At 58.0% G+C, this 16,031-nt stretch carries 12 protein-coding genes; 7 read left to right on the top strand and 5 right to left on the bottom strand.

Annotated features, from left to right (window positions below):
• The 3 genes from QNM96_RS11080 to QNM96_RS11070 form a co-directional block, all read right to left on the bottom strand.
• Positions 1-1,227, bottom strand: a 1,227-nt coding sequence (locus QNM96_RS11080) for a surface glycoprotein (RefSeq protein WP_283836353.1), incomplete at its 3' end; no start/stop codon positions are given.
• A gap of 375 nt (positions 1,228-1,602) precedes the next feature.
• Positions 1,603-2,232 (bottom strand): hypothetical protein, encoded by a 630-nt coding sequence (locus QNM96_RS11075; protein ID WP_283836352.1) that lies wholly within the window; start codon positions 2,230-2,232, stop codon positions 1,603-1,605.
• A 177-nt stretch (positions 2,233-2,409) separates the two neighbouring features.
• Positions 2,410-4,932 (bottom strand): BGTF surface domain-containing protein, encoded by a 2,523-nt coding sequence (locus QNM96_RS11070; RefSeq protein ID WP_283836350.1) that lies wholly within the window; start codon positions 4,930-4,932, stop codon positions 2,410-2,412.
• Between the two features lie 766 nt (positions 4,933-5,698).
• Between QNM96_RS11070 and QNM96_RS11065 the strand changes: the two genes are divergently transcribed.
• Positions 5,699-5,914 (top strand): hypothetical protein, encoded by a 216-nt coding sequence (locus QNM96_RS11065; protein ID WP_283836349.1) that lies wholly within the window; start codon positions 5,699-5,701, stop codon positions 5,912-5,914.
• Positions 5,911-6,048 (top strand): hypothetical protein, encoded by a 138-nt coding sequence (locus tag QNM96_RS11060; protein ID WP_283836348.1) that lies wholly within the window; start codon positions 5,911-5,913, stop codon positions 6,046-6,048. The genes QNM96_RS11065 and QNM96_RS11060 overlap by 4 nt, the downstream gene beginning before the upstream one ends.
• Before the next feature lie 35 nt (positions 6,049-6,083).
• Here QNM96_RS11060 and QNM96_RS11055 read toward each other — a convergent pair whose 3' ends face one another.
• Positions 6,084-6,692, bottom strand: a complete 609-nt coding sequence (locus QNM96_RS11055) for a TetR/AcrR family transcriptional regulator (protein WP_283836347.1) — start codon at positions 6,690-6,692, stop codon at positions 6,084-6,086.
• A 331-nt stretch (positions 6,693-7,023) separates the two neighbouring features.
• Between QNM96_RS11055 and QNM96_RS11050 the strand changes: the two genes are divergently transcribed.
• The 3 genes from QNM96_RS11050 to QNM96_RS11040 all read left to right on the top strand — a co-directional run bounded on the left by QNM96_RS11050 (position 7,024) and on the right by QNM96_RS11040 (position 12,840).
• Positions 7,024-8,856: a hypothetical protein gene (locus QNM96_RS11050; RefSeq protein ID WP_283836346.1), complete on the top strand. Its 1,833-nt coding sequence runs from the start codon at positions 7,024-7,026 to the stop codon at positions 8,854-8,856.
• A 4-nt stretch (positions 8,857-8,860) separates the two neighbouring features.
• The gene (locus tag QNM96_RS11045) at positions 8,861-11,524 is read left to right on the top strand and encodes an MMPL family transporter (RefSeq protein ID WP_283836345.1); all 2,664 of its coding nucleotides are present in this window, start codon (positions 8,861-8,863) and stop codon (positions 11,522-11,524) included.
• A gap of 194 nt (positions 11,525-11,718) precedes the next feature.
• On the top strand, positions 11,719-12,840 hold the full coding sequence (locus QNM96_RS11040; RefSeq protein WP_283836344.1) for a hypothetical protein: 1,122 nt from the start codon (positions 11,719-11,721) through the stop codon (positions 12,838-12,840).
• Positions 12,841-12,940: 100 nt separating this feature from the next.
• On the opposite strand, the gene QNM96_RS11035 is transcribed toward QNM96_RS11040, so the two are convergent.
• Positions 12,941-13,579 carry a TMEM175 family protein gene (locus QNM96_RS11035; protein ID WP_283836343.1) on the bottom strand — a complete coding sequence of 213 codons (639 nt, stop codon included), beginning with the start codon at positions 13,577-13,579 and terminating at the stop codon, positions 12,941-12,943.
• A 143-nt stretch (positions 13,580-13,722) separates the two neighbouring features.
• Here QNM96_RS11035 and QNM96_RS11030 point away from each other — a divergent pair, with 143 nt between their 5' ends.
• Both QNM96_RS11030 and QNM96_RS11025 read left to right on the top strand, forming a co-directional pair.
• Positions 13,723-14,202 carry a hypothetical protein gene (locus QNM96_RS11030; protein WP_283836342.1) on the top strand — a complete coding sequence of 160 codons (480 nt, stop codon included), beginning with the start codon at positions 13,723-13,725 and terminating at the stop codon, positions 14,200-14,202.
• A gap of 117 nt (positions 14,203-14,319) precedes the next feature.
• Positions 14,320-15,930, top strand: a complete 1,611-nt coding sequence (locus QNM96_RS11025; RefSeq protein ID WP_283836341.1) for a fused MFS/spermidine synthase — start codon at positions 14,320-14,322, stop codon at positions 15,928-15,930.
• Positions 15,931-16,031: the final 101 nt, after the last annotated feature.

The following is a 16,031-nucleotide window of genomic DNA, read 5'->3' as shown; positions in this document are numbered from 1 at the left end:
GTCGTAGTCGTCAAGGTCTTCAACATCGTCGTCGTGTGGCGCAGTCTGCGTTACTGCGTCAGATGGTGCTGAACGGTCACCGATCGTGAACAGGTCACGGTCGTGGCTTTCATCAATGAAGGTTGAGCTTTCAACTCCAGTCTCATCTGCATCTTCACCGATCTCGAGGTCCCAAGTCTCTGCGGGGAGGATCTCATCGTCACCGAGTTCGGTGTACATATCGAAGTCGGTGATGGATGCGTTATGAGCCGTCCATCCTGCGTTACCTGCTTCCTCTTCAGCATCCGAACCCTCCTCTACGCCTGCGAGGTGAGTGTTGTGCTCAAGGACAACTTCGTCCTCGTCGATGTCGAGGCTCATGTTGACCACGTGATTCTCGTCACGATCTCCAAAGGAGAACGCGGCTTCGCCGGCATTTCCTGCATCGATGGTGATGTTACCGATTTCACCTTCTTCGACACTATCAATGTCAACGAATTCAATGTCTTCGTCGTCTTCAGTTACCTCAATTGATGCGTTTTCCTCAGCGAGCGAATCAGTAACGTTGAAGTTGAAGTCGTAGTCTCCTGCTTCAATTCCTGAGTCGGAGAAGTCGGCTGAGATTTCCTCGTTGTTGCCTTCGATGTCCTCTATTGTGAGGATCGCAACATCGTCGTACTCAGTGTTGATCTCATCAACAGCACCGGTTTCGACGAAGAGATTGCCGAGTTCATCTTCGTCGAGACTGTCTTCGGTCACATTGACCATGAAGTCATTTCTTTCGGACTCGAAGTCGATTGTGACATCATCATCTTCTTCGTAGACACTGCTACTATCGAAGTCGATGTCTAGCTCTTCTTCAAGTGCCCAGAAGCTTTCATCACTCCAAGATGAGCTCTCGAGGGTGTATGGTTCTCCGGCTTCGAGGTTCTCAGTATCGAGAGTTGCCTCATTATCGCTGTCAACTCGCAACGTGGTAATTGGTGAATCGTCGCCAGTTGATGGGTTCAGGCCTTCGTAGACCTCAATACCAGAGTCATCATCCTCTTCAATCGTTACCTCTTGACCAATCCAAACCTCATCGATAGTGTCTCCGGTTTCGTAAGTTGGTCCGTCGTCGTCGTAGCTATGGTTGTGTGCTGCCGCTGCACCCGCAAACGCTGCGGACATCGCAACGACAGACAGGACCATCATCACGGCAAGGAACAGTGCGCGTCCCTTTTCGCGATATGAATTTTCGTTTGTCATTTATGTTGTGTTATTGTTTCGTACTGCATTGTTTCGCATTCGATTCGCGGTTAGGCGACCGTTACCGGCTTCCTACCAACGGAGCCGTCGTCGAACTACTCAGCCTACCGGATAGGGGTGTTTGGGTGGTTTCGATGGTTTGTAATAAGTCTTCTTGTACGATAGGTCCATATTTGGGAAAGTTGTAAGAGTCGATTAAACCGTTCTTCGTGTGGAGTTGCGAGCTATTTAGATCGGTACCGAAAATATAACCTCGAGAATAGAGACGTTCTACCTGTCGAGAACACCATAATAGCTAACCAATGAGAAACTCGAAACTGGCCAAGGAACAGAGTAAATCAGCCAGAAGCACACAGTGTCCCAGTACAACACACCTCATTCGGGCTTTTGCACTGCCATTTCACCCTCGAGACTCACCGGTCGACACTCAAGTGACTCTTCTACTCGAAAATACTCGAGCAAGTACCGTATCTCACCGGCTATCGCGTCACAATTCTCGAGATCCGACTCAGCTATGGCATCTTCGTGCGCGTGAAAAACTGTGCTCACCGAAAGTCCATCCATCCGAACAGCGTACTGTTCCGATATCGAATACCGACGGTTCGGACTCGTTTCGTACTGTTCGCGGTCGATAATCCACCGCGTTCCATCGGACCGTTTCTCGAGTACAACGGTTTCGTGTTTCGTGAGTTCGCGTTCGCCCGTCGCGTGCAGAATCCAGTCGTAGATATGTTGAGAAACGCTCGTCTGGATCACGTTTCGCTTCGAGAAATTGATTTCCTCGAGTCGGTCACTATGCTCAGCCACAAATGTTTCGGCAGCTTCGCGTTCGTCTCCCTCAAGGTAGAAAACCGTCGCAAATCTTCCCTCGCTATGATCGTTCGTCACGGTAGAAGACTGTTGGACCTTGATCTTTCGAACTAGTCCCCGCTCCGCGTACGAGAGATCGTTAATGTTGAGACCAGTTTGGGGGCCCTCAGAGAGTTGTTCGTATGCTCGAGTCACTATTTGGGGGTTGCAATGACGAGATATTGAACGTTCGTATCTCGGTGATTGTCTCAGCTATCGCCTGTTTAGAATTGTTTACTTGATCGCAATCGCTCGAGGGAGTACTGTTTCGGCTGTCAAAAATGGGGTTTGTGTCGCGAAAGCCGGATCGAATCCGGTGGTTAGCTGCTCGAGTTAGTCCTGACGACGCAGTGCGAGCATTGCGGCTGCGAGCAGGGCAACGAGAGCAACAGCGACGCCGAAGCCGGGCGTTCCGTCATCGTCGTCATCATCATCGTCGTCATCGTCTGCGTCAGTGTCATCGTCATCATCGTCATCGTCAGGCGCGCCTTCTTCACTGACGGAGATCGTTCCGTCGTACTCTTCGTCGAACTCGTCGTCTTCGACAGTGACGGTGAAGTCGTAGTCGCCGACGCTGAGGTTCTCGACTGCGAAGGTGTGGGACGCGGAGTCGCCGCCGTCGATCTCGAGGGACTCTTCGTGAGTCTCGCCATCAATCTCGAGGACCACGTCGACGGTCGTCTCGTTCTCGCCGTGGTTGTCGACGGTCGTATCAATCTCGGCGGTGTCGCCTTCTTCGATGTCGTCGTAGTCAACGCTGAGGCCGAGTCCTTCTTCGGGTTCGTCCTCATCATCGTCGTCATCGTCTTCTGCCTCAACGAGTCGGACATCCTCGAGAGTGTCGTCCTCATCAGCGAGTGGCTCTTCACCGGTGATTTCGAAGAGGACACCAACTTGCTCGTCACTTAGATCGAAAGTCGCGGTGAACGTGTTGATACCGTCACCAGCAACAACTACCGCGTCGTCGGTTTCGACGAACGCGCCTTCGTCGCTTGGTGAGTCAGCAACCGCGCGGATTTCCGAGCCTGGTGCAACGTTTGTCGTTCCGGAGACGTTGGCTTCGGAACTTGCCTCAAGTTCGTCTATCTCTTTCCATTCGATTTCGGGTTCTTCGAAGCTAATCTCGCCAGCATCGGTGTAATCTTCGTCAATCAGATTACTGTAGGTTTCGTCGATGGTGAATTCGATGTTGTACGTTTCGTCGTCGACATCGAAGCCATCAGCGTTCTGGTAGTCGATTTCGAAGATCAGTGAACCAGCGTAGTCATCGTGGTTGTCGTAGTCATCGAGATCCAACGTGTACGCGCTGATTGGAAGGGGTTCTCCGTTTCCATCAGTGTCGGCGTAACTGGAGTTCCAGTAATCGACGCTCCCGACTGCACCGGCGTCTTGTTCACTGATGTTAATCGCGATTCCGGTCTCTTCATAGAGTTGTTCACCGAAGTCGACGCCATCGATCGGATCGAAGTCGGGGTCTTCATCAAGTGCATCGGCGAGCGCGGCAATCGATCCGTTTGCGCCGAACTCATCAATGGTCAGGAACAGTGAGTCACCATCTCCACCATCCTCAACAGCGATCGTACCAGTTTCCGTGATGGTGCTATCCTCGTATTCATCGAGGTCGTCAACACCATCTGCGTGTGGTGCAGTTTGGGTCACTGCATCGCCAGGTGCGGAACGGTCACTGATCGTGAAGAGATCACGGTCGTCACTGTCTTCAATGAAGTCTGTACTGTCAGCATCATCGCCGACAGATCCAATTTCCAAGTCCCAAGTTTCCGAAGGGAGAAGTTCATCTTCGCTGAGACCCGTATCTACGTGGATATCAGTGATAGTGGCATTGTGTGCAGTCCATCCTGCTTCCTCGGCTGCGTCTTCTGCGTCAGTCCAGCTATCATCGTAATTTCCAGCAAGATAGGTGTTGTACTCGAGAACAACTTCATTGTTGTCGGTATCGAAGTTCTCGAGGGTCAGGTTCGCAACGTGGCCTTCGTCACCGTCACCAAATGAGAAGGCTGCGCTATCAGAGTTTCCAACGTCAATGGTGATGTTACCAATTTCACCTTCTTCGACGCTGTCTACGTTGATGAATTCTCGATCTTCAGCATCATCAGTCACTTCGATCGTAGCTGTATCCTCCGCAAAGGAATCGGTGACATTGAAAGCAAATTCGTATTCACCGATTTCGATGTCAGTGTTTGCGAAATTGGCTTCGAACTCGACATCGTCATCAACATTGATAATCTCGAGTGAGACGACATCTCGGTCCTCATCAGTTTCGATGGACTCGATGTGATCCTCGCCAACATCGAAGAGGTCAGCGACCTCCTCACCATCGAGATCACTGGCGGATACGTTCACCCACTGATGCTCACGGTCCGACTCAAATTCGACCGTTACATCACCGTCTTCAGAGACAGTGCTACTGTCGAAGTCGACATCAAGGTCCTCTGAAATAACCCAGAAGGTTTCTTCGTCCCAATCCCCACCGACACTGTCGATAGTGTATGGTTGCCCTTCTTCAAGTTGCGCTGAATCTAGTGTTGCTTCTCCATCGCTATCAACCTGTAAGGTTGAGACAGGAGAGTCATCACTCGTGTCAGGGTTGAGCCCTTCGTAGACTTCAATACCATCAGCATCGGTATCATCAATTAGTGTAACTTCCTGGCCGATCCAGATCTCATCAATACTGTCACCAGCAGTCGCGTCGTATGTTGGACCTGCGTCGTCGTAATTATGATTGTGTGCCGCTGCCGCGCCCGCAAACGCTGCGGACATAGCAACAACGGACAGGACCATCATCGCGGCAAGGAACAGTGCACGTCCCTTCTCGCGGTAGGTTGCGTCGTTTGTCATGTTATGATTGGTAGTTTCGGTTTCGTGTAGTTTGCGAGCGATGCAACTGGAGTGCAATCAGCTAGCAACAGAGGATTACTCCCCGTCGAATCTGCTTGCACCGGGTAGGGGTAGATGAGAGGAGTAGGCTTTCAGTAATAAGCTTTCTGGAATTTCCCGCATTTGGAACGATCGCTACGGCCAATATATGCAGTTAGAGGCGGTTTCCAATGGACACTGCTCAAATCGTTAGAACTCGAGTAATACCCTTTTATGAGTATATTACTCGCCGAAATAGTACACGCACGCGAAACAATAGCTCCTCGAGAACACAAATCTCTCGAGACCACATTCCCTCCCCAGCCATAAACACCCAGAATCAGACTGCACACATTATTCCCGACCGGAAACAGTAGTTATATGACACTACGGGGCGTAACACCAAATGGAAGCCACACACTCCGCGCATGGGGGCGTTCGTATTTGAAATGCCCCGGGTGCTAGAGCCACCCGAGACGTGGCTTCCAATCACGTATGGATCGGTTGCCATGATACGATTGCTTCTCCGCGGGCTTAAACATCCCGTCCGACAGACGAATCGAAGTCGACCACAGGCGGTCCTCGAGTCAACACACCCAACCCCTCGAGCTACAGAACCCGCCCCTCGAGCAACGGTGCTCGAACCCCAACCGAAAGAACTCGCCCCTCGAGCTACAGAACTCGACTCACGAGCGAAGACGGCTGATTCTCGAGCGGGGACCAATCCTCGAGGGAGTGTGATCGACGGATGACCGAACTCCAGCCGAGTCTCGCCGTCGAGATGGTTCACACGCTCGAGGACCACGGCCTCCCGAGAGACGCCTACCAGCTCGCGAGCGAGTTCGATCCCGAAGCCCTCGAGCGGCTGCTCGACTCAACAGACCAATCGATCGAAGTCCGACTCGAGGTCCAGGGAATCCCACTGGTCGTCACAAGCGAGGAGATTCGGGTGCTCGAGGGATGACCGACGACGACGCTCCGGAACCGCGTCCGTGTCCCCACTGCGGGGTTCCAGTTACCGCAGTCGTCCAGATCGTCCCGACCCATCACAACGCGTATCCCTGCGGGTGTGGGGTTCGAGAGGATCTGCTCGAGTAAACGAGAACAAAATCGCTTCGTTCCTTTTGACGCAGTTACGAATCGTTCGCGTAGACGCACTTCTCGAGGTACGACTGCACTTCGTCTCGAACGTCGCCGATCCAGTCGTCGCTCTCGCTCGTCGATCGTCGCACGAGCGCGCCGTTGATCACGGTGATGACCATCCCCGCGACGCCGACAGGATTGCACGCGCGAAAGACGCCCTGTTCTTTGCCCTCTTCGATGACGTCAGCCAGAAACTCCTCGAAGACCTCGTCGCTCCGGGTGAAATGCTCTCGGTAGTCGTCGTCGTGGATGGCTCGAGCCCGGAGCTCGAACAGTGTCGCCAGCGATTTGCGCTTTTGTTCGTCGATAGTCTCATCGAGCGGCCTCGCGACCACCTCCTCGAGCCACTCGCGTGGCTCCTCGATATCCCCGTCGAAGGTTTCGGTTCGGTGCTCCTCGAGCAGTCGCTCTAAGGTCTCGAGAACGACGTCGTCCTTGCCGTCGTAGTGGTGGTAGATCAGCGACTGACTCTTGTCGAACTCGTCGCCGATCTTGTCGATCGTCAGATCCGCGTAGCCGTGTTCCATCAGCGTATCGAACGTCGCGGCGAGGATCTCTTCGCGAGTTCCCGAGGGATCTTCCAGAAAATCACGAGACATAGATACTCACCCCTCGATGCTCGAGTCTGAAACACTCGGTGACTCGCGGCGAGTTCGGCGTCGGAACTCGAGCAATTGTTCGCCCCTGCCAGCCGTGGCTGTCTCGAAAACTGACAGTCGCCGGTGGTTCCCTGTGATGCATAACATCGTGGACGAGATGGGGGACCAAAAAAGGAGTTGATTGAACGTTCAATCACAAAGCCTATGGGTGTCCTCTGCCGACCTGAAACAATGACAGACATTCAACGAGCTAATAATTTCAATTTGCACGCTCGTGAAACGGTGAACGTTTCACCGAATGACGATCTCGAGGGGAACAGGGTGTGAGAGGATGAACGCACAACGTCAAACACTGATTGCAGGCCTCTTCGCACTCCTTGTGACGATTAGTATGGGAGTTGCGCCCATCGGAACGGTTGCAGATGAGAATGGAGGCGGTGACCTCGATTTAGAGGACGCATTAGATCATCTCGATGAAGAACATGATATCGATGAAGATGACGTGAGTACATCAGATCTTCGCACACTTATCGATAGCCTAGAGATAGATACTACTGAGGAACTGGATGAGGCACTGGCTGATGGATTTGTAGATTTTATCCTCGCAGATGAAGAGATGGAAAGCGGACTTCCAGATACGGGCACGGGTGGCGGCGGCTACGTCCCGCCCGACAGAGGCGAGCCGGACATCTCCGCAAACCTCCCGAGTAACGAGGTCGCACCGGGAACGGTGGAGGAACTCGAGTTCGAAATTACGAACGACGGCGACATCACGACTGGTTCGGGTGAGGGCGTGACCGACGCCCAGAGCGTCACCGTCGAGATGGACGACGACGGCCCGTTCGATTCACAGCTAGACGAGATCTCCATCGGACCTGTACAAGACGGCGGCGTCTCCGAGGCGGTGTTCCCCGTGGCAGTTCCCCAGAACATCGACGCCGGCGAGTACGACATCACACTCGAGATCGAGTACACGTACGCAGAAACGATCGGCACGGACGGAAGCGTCGATCGTACGAGCGACAGCGAAACGGTCGATATCACCGTCGAAGTCCCCGACGAACCGCGCTTTAGCGTCGCGGACGTCAGCACCAACGTCGAGCCCGGTGCCAGCGGAAACGCGGTGATCGAAGTCGAGAACACCGGCACCGAAGCCGCGAACGAGACTCGAGCGACCATTGCCGGCGGTGGCGGGGTCGTTATCGACGGCGAAGCGGCCGAAGAGGTCCTTGGCGACATCGAACCCGGCGAATCGGCGACGGCGATCGTCAACGTCCGGATCGACGAGGCCGCAAGCGGCGGCGAGAAACCGCTCGATCTCGAGTTTACCTACCGCGATTCGAACGGGGTCCAGCAGGAAGCAGAGCCAGAGACCGCAAGTCTCGCGCCCGCCGGCGAACAGCAGTTCTCCATCCAGAACCTCGAGGACGACCTCGCGGTCGGCTATGACGGCGATGTGACCGGACAGGTCCACAACGACGGGCCTCGATCCGTCGACGACGCCGTCTTGGTCGTCGAGCCGATGAGCGAAACGCTGTTCATCGAGGACACCCGCTATGCCCTCCCCGAAATCGAACCCGGCGAAACCGCCGACTTCCGCTTCCCGACCGACGTCAGCGGCCAGGCCGACGGCGGCGACCGCCAGCTCCGGTTCACCGTCGAGTACACCGGCGGCGACAACTCGCCGCTCGAGGACGGGCCACACTCCGAACGCGTCGTCGTCGAGGACTACCAGGACGAGTTCTCCCTCGAGGGAGAGAACATCACGGTCCGACAGGGCGAGACTACGGAGTTCGCCCTCGAGATTACCAACGAGCGCTCGGGAACGCTCTCGAACATCGACGCGATGTTGTACACGAGCGGCGAGCTCGACACGGACAACGACGAGGCGTTCGTCCCCGAACTCGCCCCCGGCGAATCCGCGGAGATCACCTTCGACGTCTCGGCCAGCGACATGGCGACCCCGGAAACGCATCCGGTCGAGCTGGACTTCCAGTACGACACCGAGCGTGGCGATACGACGATCTCGGACACCTACCAGCACCCGATCGAGGTCGAGAACGCCGAAGACGACGGCGGCGGCATCACGGGCACGCTCGTCGGCATCCTGGGCGCGCTCACCGTCGCCGGCGTCGGAATCACCCTCTGGTGGCGACGAGGATAACTGCATGACCGACTCCGATCGCCCCGACCGCGTCAGCGACGACAGTCTCGCCACCAGCTCCGGCGACGGCAGTCTCGAAAGCGACGGCGGGAGCGCTCGAGGGGGTTCGGAAAGCGATACCCGAGGCGGCCTGTTCGGCTCGCTCTCGAGTCACGTCGGCTCTCTGGGTGGCTCAAGCGGAAGTCCGGACGACGGTCGCGGGAGCGACCCGTTCACTCGGCGAGTCAACCCGCTGATCTCGAAGCGACCGTGGACGATCGTCATCGTCTTTCTCCTGCTGACGGGCGTGTTCATGGCCGGGGCCGGTATGGGTGACGGCGGCCAGGAAGCCGGTGCCGATCAGTTCGCCGACGACACCGAGGAGGCCCAGGCCTACGAGGACATCCAGGACGACTTCGGCGAGACGGGTCACGAGGAGGGGGGCACAACCGCCCAGTTGTTCATCGAAGACGATCGCAACGTCCTCTCCGAGCCGAACCTCTTGCGGATGCTCGAGTTCCAGGACGAGATCGAGACCCGCGACGGCCTCCGCGTCGAGTCGTCGACGAGCCCGGCGTCCCTGATCGCACAACAGCTCGATCCCGAGGCGGAAACGTCGGAAGAACAGTATCGTGCGGTCAACAGCGCCTCACAGCGCCAGATTGACGAGGCGATCGCCGAAGCCGACGAAGTGGCCGGCCTGCCCGTAAGCACCGACTTCACGCGGGAATCGGCACAGGCGAACGTCGCGCAGGTGGCGATCACCTACGATACCGCGCCGATGGCCGACACGGACAATTACGCGGATCTGCAGTACGAGACCGAGGATATCGCCAACGATATCGACGGCTTCGAGAGCGGCGAGAACATCGTCATCTTCGGCGACGCGATCATCGAGGAGGAAACGCTTCAACTGCTGGGCGATACCGCGATCGTCGTCTTCCCGGCCGCGATCGTCCTCATCATGTTCTTCCTGCTGGTAGCCTACCGGGATCCGATCGACCTCGGTCTGGGTCTGGCGGCGCTCGTGATGACGATGATCTGGACGTTCGGCTTCATGGGATTCGCGAACATTCCCTTCTCGGACTCGCTAATCGTCGTTTTCCCCTTACTGCTGGCGGTCGGGATCGACTTCGGGATACACATAATCAATCGCTATCGCGAGGAACGGGCCAAGGGTGTCTCGATCGGCGAGTCGATGACCGTCACGTCGGCCCAGCTGACGACCGCGTTCCTCATCGTGACGATCACGACCGTCTTCAGCTTCGCGGCGAACCTCGTCAGTTCGATGGACGGCATGCAAGACTTCGGGATCGTGGCCGCCTTCGGGATGATCTTCACGTTCCTCATCTTCGGCGTCTTCCTCCCCGCTGGGAAGGTCGGCTTCGACCGGCTTCGGGACGGAACGCGCTTCCCCGAGTTCGGAACCACCCCGCTGGGCCGCGAAGACTCCTACATGGGGAAGGTCCTGCCCGTCGGCGTCCACATCTCGAAAGTAGCACCGGTCCTCTTCCTCGTCGCGATTCTCGTCATCGGCGGCAGCGCCGCGGCCTACGGAACCGGCGTCGACACCGAGTTCGACGAAGAGGCGTTTTTCCCCGAGCAAGATCGCGTCGATCAGTACCAGCACTTACCCGGCCCGCTCTCGCCCGGCGAGTACACCTTCATGACCGTCCTCGATTACATGGAAGAGGACTTCGAGCAGGGAATGCAGGGGTCGGTCACGATCTATATCGATGACGGGGACTTACGATCAGATACCGCCCTGAGAGACATCAACAGGGCGCTCGAGAACCCGCCGGACGAGTTCAGGAGCAACAGCCGGGAGGCCGATGCACAAAGCATCCTCTCGGTCATCGAGTCTCACGCCGAGCAAGATCCAGAGTTCGACGCGGTCGTCGCCCGGCACGACTCGACGGGTGATGGGATCCCTGACCGGGACGTCGACGTCGTCTACGACGAACTGTTCGACTCCGAGGCAAGCGGCGAGGCGAGTCAGCGACTGACGACCGACCGCGGTGCCGCCCAGATCGACATCATGATCGATGTCGACGCAGAGCAAGACGAAGCCGTCGTCGCCGCTCAGGAGACCGCCGAGGAGATACCCATGGACGCGACGGCGACCGGCCAACTCGTCATTTTCGAGTCCGTAATCGACGAGACGACGGACGCGTCGATCAATAGCTTGTTCATCGCGTTCTTGCTGACGGCCGTCTTCCTCGTCTTGGCCTACTGGTGGCTCGAGGGCCGGGCGGTCTACGGCGTGATCAACCTGATTCCGGTGTTGTTGACCGTCGCCCTCTTGGCGGGATCGATGCGGTACTTCGACATCCCGTTGAGTCCGATCAACGCGCCGATCCTCTCGGTCTCGATCGGGCTGGGGGTCGACTACACGGTCCATTTCATGCACCGATTCGTCGACGAGTTCGAGGACGGCAACGACGTCCACGAGGCGCTGATGGTGACCGTCCGCGGAACGGGCGGTGCGCTGACCGGTAGTATGCTCACGACCGTCTGCGGACTCGGCGTGTTGTACGTCGCGTTGATCCCGCTCATCATGGAGTTTGGCTTGCTCCTTGCGCTGGGAGTGTTCTACGCCTGCTTTACGTCGATACTCGTGCTCCCCTCGGTGATCGTCGTCTGGGACCGACTCGAGAACGGGAGTCTCGGATTACCCGCCTGGCAATGATTGAGAGCCGCAGTCGATCCGCCCTCCATACTTCGAAGCCGCCGGTCGATCGACGCGCCGTGGGCACGGAAACGCGGTCGAACGGTATCCCGTCCGCTCGAGATCGAGGCCGGTCGGGTACCGACGGCACGCGAGAGCGACCGTGCCACGAAAAGGAAGTAATTTGCTATTGGAACGACGAGTTCAACTAACTCATGTATGATCGTCGGACGTTGCTAAAACAGACCGGGGCCCTGGCGACGGCGGCGACGGCTGGGCTCGCGGGCTGTCTGGAGGTTCTCGCGTCCGTCGACGAAGAGCAACCCCCGGCGTACATCGACCGACTCGGCACCGACGACGACGGCTGGGTCGATTTCGGCTACGTCAACTGGGACGAACTGACGGCGGCTACGCTCGACGCCGATGTGGTCGAGGAGTACGAGACGCAGCTGGATCCCGGCGAAGTGATGCACGGGTATCCGCTCGAGGGGATCACGATGCTCTCCGAACGACTGACAGTCGAACTCGCCGGGCCGGGACTTGAGGGCCTGCTCCGGCCGTATCCGTCGCTGGGGGAGTTCGACATCGAGCGTGACGAAGCCGATCCCGTCAACGAGTACGATTCGACGGTCGAAGACGTCCTGACGGTCAACGATGCACTCGTCCTGTCGGGATCGATCGACGTCGAGGAGATAGCGGGCGTACTGAGGGAAACGCCCGAGGAGAATACGCTTCGTCGCGAGTACGAGCGGACCGACACGCTGGGAGACTACGATATCTACGCGCCGGCGGACGGCGAGTTCTCGATCGGCGACCCGACGCTTGCGGTCAGCGACGACGCGATCGTCGCTTCCCGGGGCGAGGACGGTATCGAACCGATTACTGCGGTCATCGAAACCGCGGCCGGCGAGAGCGAGCGAGCGAACGATTCGATCGAGGAGTTCGACTGGTTGCTCGAACACGCCGGGAAGGGCCACATCGTCTTCGGGGGCTACGGCGAGCCGACGAGCATCGTGGTCGGAACACCGATAGAACAATACGATCGCTGGGGGAACACGAATTCGGTCGCGAACCCCTTCTCCCAGTTCGGACTCGTCAACGGGGCTGTGAGTTCGATCACCTTCGAGGAGTCGGCGACCACGAACGCCACCTTTGCCGCCTACTACGAGTACGATACCATCGACGACAGCTTCGAAGCGACGCTCAGAGGACGCCTCGCCTCGAGCGCGACGGAGCGGTCGGTCGCGGTGAACACCAATCTGCACCGCGTTCTCGCCACGGCGACGTGGAAGTCGGTGTCCGAAAGCGACGACGGAAACGAGTCTGTCGAAGACTGATAGGGCCGGTTGTCAGTCATTTTCGGCCAGTCACCACCCCATTCTGGCGACAAACCGGTACACAGGGGCAACCGACCCTATGACTCGAGGGGACTCCGCGTTACCCCGTCTCGGAGGTTAGTTCGGGATCCTGATATCGCTTGGTCCAGAGCACCTGCAGCGGGAATATCAACAGCGGGACGAAAAACGCCGCGGAGAGGTTCACCGCGGCCACGCCGATCGAGAGGAGAAAGACCGCCGGTGCGATGAGACCCCGAAGCGTGATCAGGAACCCCGTTCGGTCGTCGATGGCGTCGCTGGTAAACGCGCGCCGATCCGCGTACCACCACAGGATCGTCAGGATGATACCGACGAGGGCGATGTTGATCGCGTACAGCGTCCAGGTGAGGTGGGTGCCGTAGACGCCGAGCAGCTCTGTCGGGAACGGAAGAAAGGAGACGACGAGCAAGAAAGCGAGGTTCAGGTAGAGCAACAGCCTGTCGTGGCGGACGATCTGTTGAAACAGGTTATGATGGACGATCCAGTAGATGCCGACGACGAAAAACGAAAGCAAGTAACTGAGCAACAACGCCTGCTGGTCGGCCAGCGCGCCGGGAAGGTCGGCCGCGGCTCGATCCGCCGGGACGTCCGGTACCTCGAACTGGAGGACCAACAGCGTGAGAACGATCGCGAACACGCCGTCGCTCAGCGCCTCCATTCGATCGGTCGTCTCCCCCTCGAGCATATGCACCCGAACCATATGCATCCGTCCACGGCGATATGCAAAATCCAGTGGGCTAGAGACTGCCAGTTGGATTGAACGGACGATATCGGAAGCCATCGAACACGCGTTCAGAACGGACTGCCCTGTTGGTTCATTATCGCGGCCGACGTACTGTCCCCATGACTCGCCGAGTCTCTCGAGCGAACATCCTCGACGCCGTCCTGCGGGAACTTCGACGCATCGTCCTCTCGGTCCGCGGCCGGTTCTTCTCGCGACCGAAACCGCTCGAACCGTCCGTGCTCGTTCCGCTCAGCCGGTCGGAAGCCGAACGACTCCTCGGCGAACGCCACTTCGCGCCGAACTGGGACATGTCCTTTTCGTACTTCGGCGAGGTGCTTAACCTGCGTCGAGTGGAGTACGTCATCGATCACCCGACCGGTTACGAGTGGTGGCAGGTACACGTTCGGGGCTACCACCATCCCGAGGGTCTCGAACTGACCGCACACTTCGAAACCGACCCGAGCGAGACGCCGGACGCCCACGTGGACCGAGTCGGGATCGATATCGACCGCGGACTCGAGGAGTTAAATGCGGTGCTCGAGGAGCAGGATATCGAGTATCGAGAGTTATCGAAATCGGATGTCGCCGCGCTCGCCTGACTCGAGGGGGCGGTGAATCGACCCGTATGGGCTCGGCGGGCCGTCAGTCGACGATCGGCCGGTTCGAAGATTCCCCATCCAACAAGTACACAACGGCGGACCGACTGAGCTTCGACAATGGACGTTCGGACGCTCGCGTCGTACCGGTTAAACAAGCCCGAACTCGCGGTGTTCGTGGCAGGTATCGCGAGCATGGGTCTCGAAATTTTGGCGGGACGAGTCATCGCACCCCAGTTCGGCAGTAGCATCTACACCTGGGGAAGCATCATCACCATCTGCCTGGCGGCGTTGAGCCTGGGATACTGGCAGGGCGGCAAGCGCGCAAAAACCGCGACCAACCGCGAGATGTCCTGGATTCTCCTCGGAACGGCCATCTACATCGCCATCGTGATCTACGCGAGCGATCTGCTCTTGCTCTACACGTCGACGATGCCTCTCGGCGCGCGGTACGCGTCGATTCCGGCCGTCATCGCCCTGTTCGGACCGCCGACGTACCTGCTGGGATTCATCAGTCCCTATGGGGCAGAACTCTGTAACAAGGAAGGGGTCGGCGAGGCGTCCGGGCACGTCTACGCCGTCGGCACCATCGGGAGTATTCTCGGCAGTGCCCTCACGACGTTCGTCCTGATCCCCGAACTGAGCGTCGAACGGATCGGTCTGCTGTTTGGCTTCCTGCTGGTCGCGACCGCCCTGGCGCTTACGCTCCCCGACTTCTCTCGAAACTCCGCCGGCGCGGCAGTCGTCGTCTCGCTGTTGCTCGTCGGCGCCGCGGTCGGAAGCGCGAGCGCCTTCGATCCGAGAGGCGACGTGATCTACCAGACTCACACCGGCGAACAGGAACTCGAGGTGATCGACGACGGCGACACGCGAACCATGTACCTCGACGGGGCCAGACACAGCGCGATGGACATGGAGAACCCGGATCGACACGTCTTCGAGTACACGACCTACTTCAACCTTCCGCTGTTGATGAACGACGGGCCCGAGGAGATGGACGACGTCCTGTTTATCGGCGGCGGCGGGTACACCGGCCCACAGGAGTTCGAGGCGGAGTACGACGTCAACGTCGACGTGGTCGAACTCGACGGGGACGTGACCGACGCCGCCGAGGAGTACTTCGGCCTCGAGCACGGCGAGAACCTGACCACCTACGAGGACGACGGTCGACAATACCTCGCCGAAATGGACGACTCGCACGACGGCTACGATCTGATCGTCCTCGACGCCTACAAGAAAGATCAGGTCCCGTTCCAGCTTACGACGGTCGAGTTCATGGAACTCATCTCGGATCGACTCGCCGAGGACGGCATCCTCACCGCGAACGTCGTTTCCTCGCCGACCGGCTCGGCGGCCGAGTTCTACCACGCCCAGTACAAGACGATCGACCAGGTCTTCCCGGACGTCTACAGTTTCCGAACGTCCGATCGGAACTCCGTCCAGAACGTCCAGGTCGTCGCGACCAAGGAGGAGACCGACTTCAGCCAGGTCGAACTCGAGCAGCGAAACGACCAACGCGATCTGGCCGTGGACCTCGAGGGGGCACTGGATAACTACATGGACGAGCCCGATACCGACGGCGCGCCGTTGTTAGAGGACGACTACGCGCCCGTCGACAGGCTCCTCGATCCGATGATGGGACAACGATACGTGATCGAAGAGTCAGACGATCCGCACGAATCGGAAGCCACAGCCTCGAGTTCGGCGATGGCCCCGATAGCACACCCATAGCCCACGGAGAGAATAGTCATACTGTCGGCTGTAAATCGTTCAAGATCCCCGTCGCCTCGGGGGCGAGAATTCACACAGTTACAGCCGACAGTATCAACCTC

The sequence above is a fragment of the Halostagnicola sp. A-GB9-2 genome, assembly GCF_030068615.1.
Lineage (GTDB): Archaea > Halobacteriota > Halobacteria > Halobacteriales > Natrialbaceae > Halostagnicola.
The sequence above is the reverse complement of the archived record's forward strand: the minus strand, read 5'-3'. Positions and strand labels throughout refer to the sequence as shown.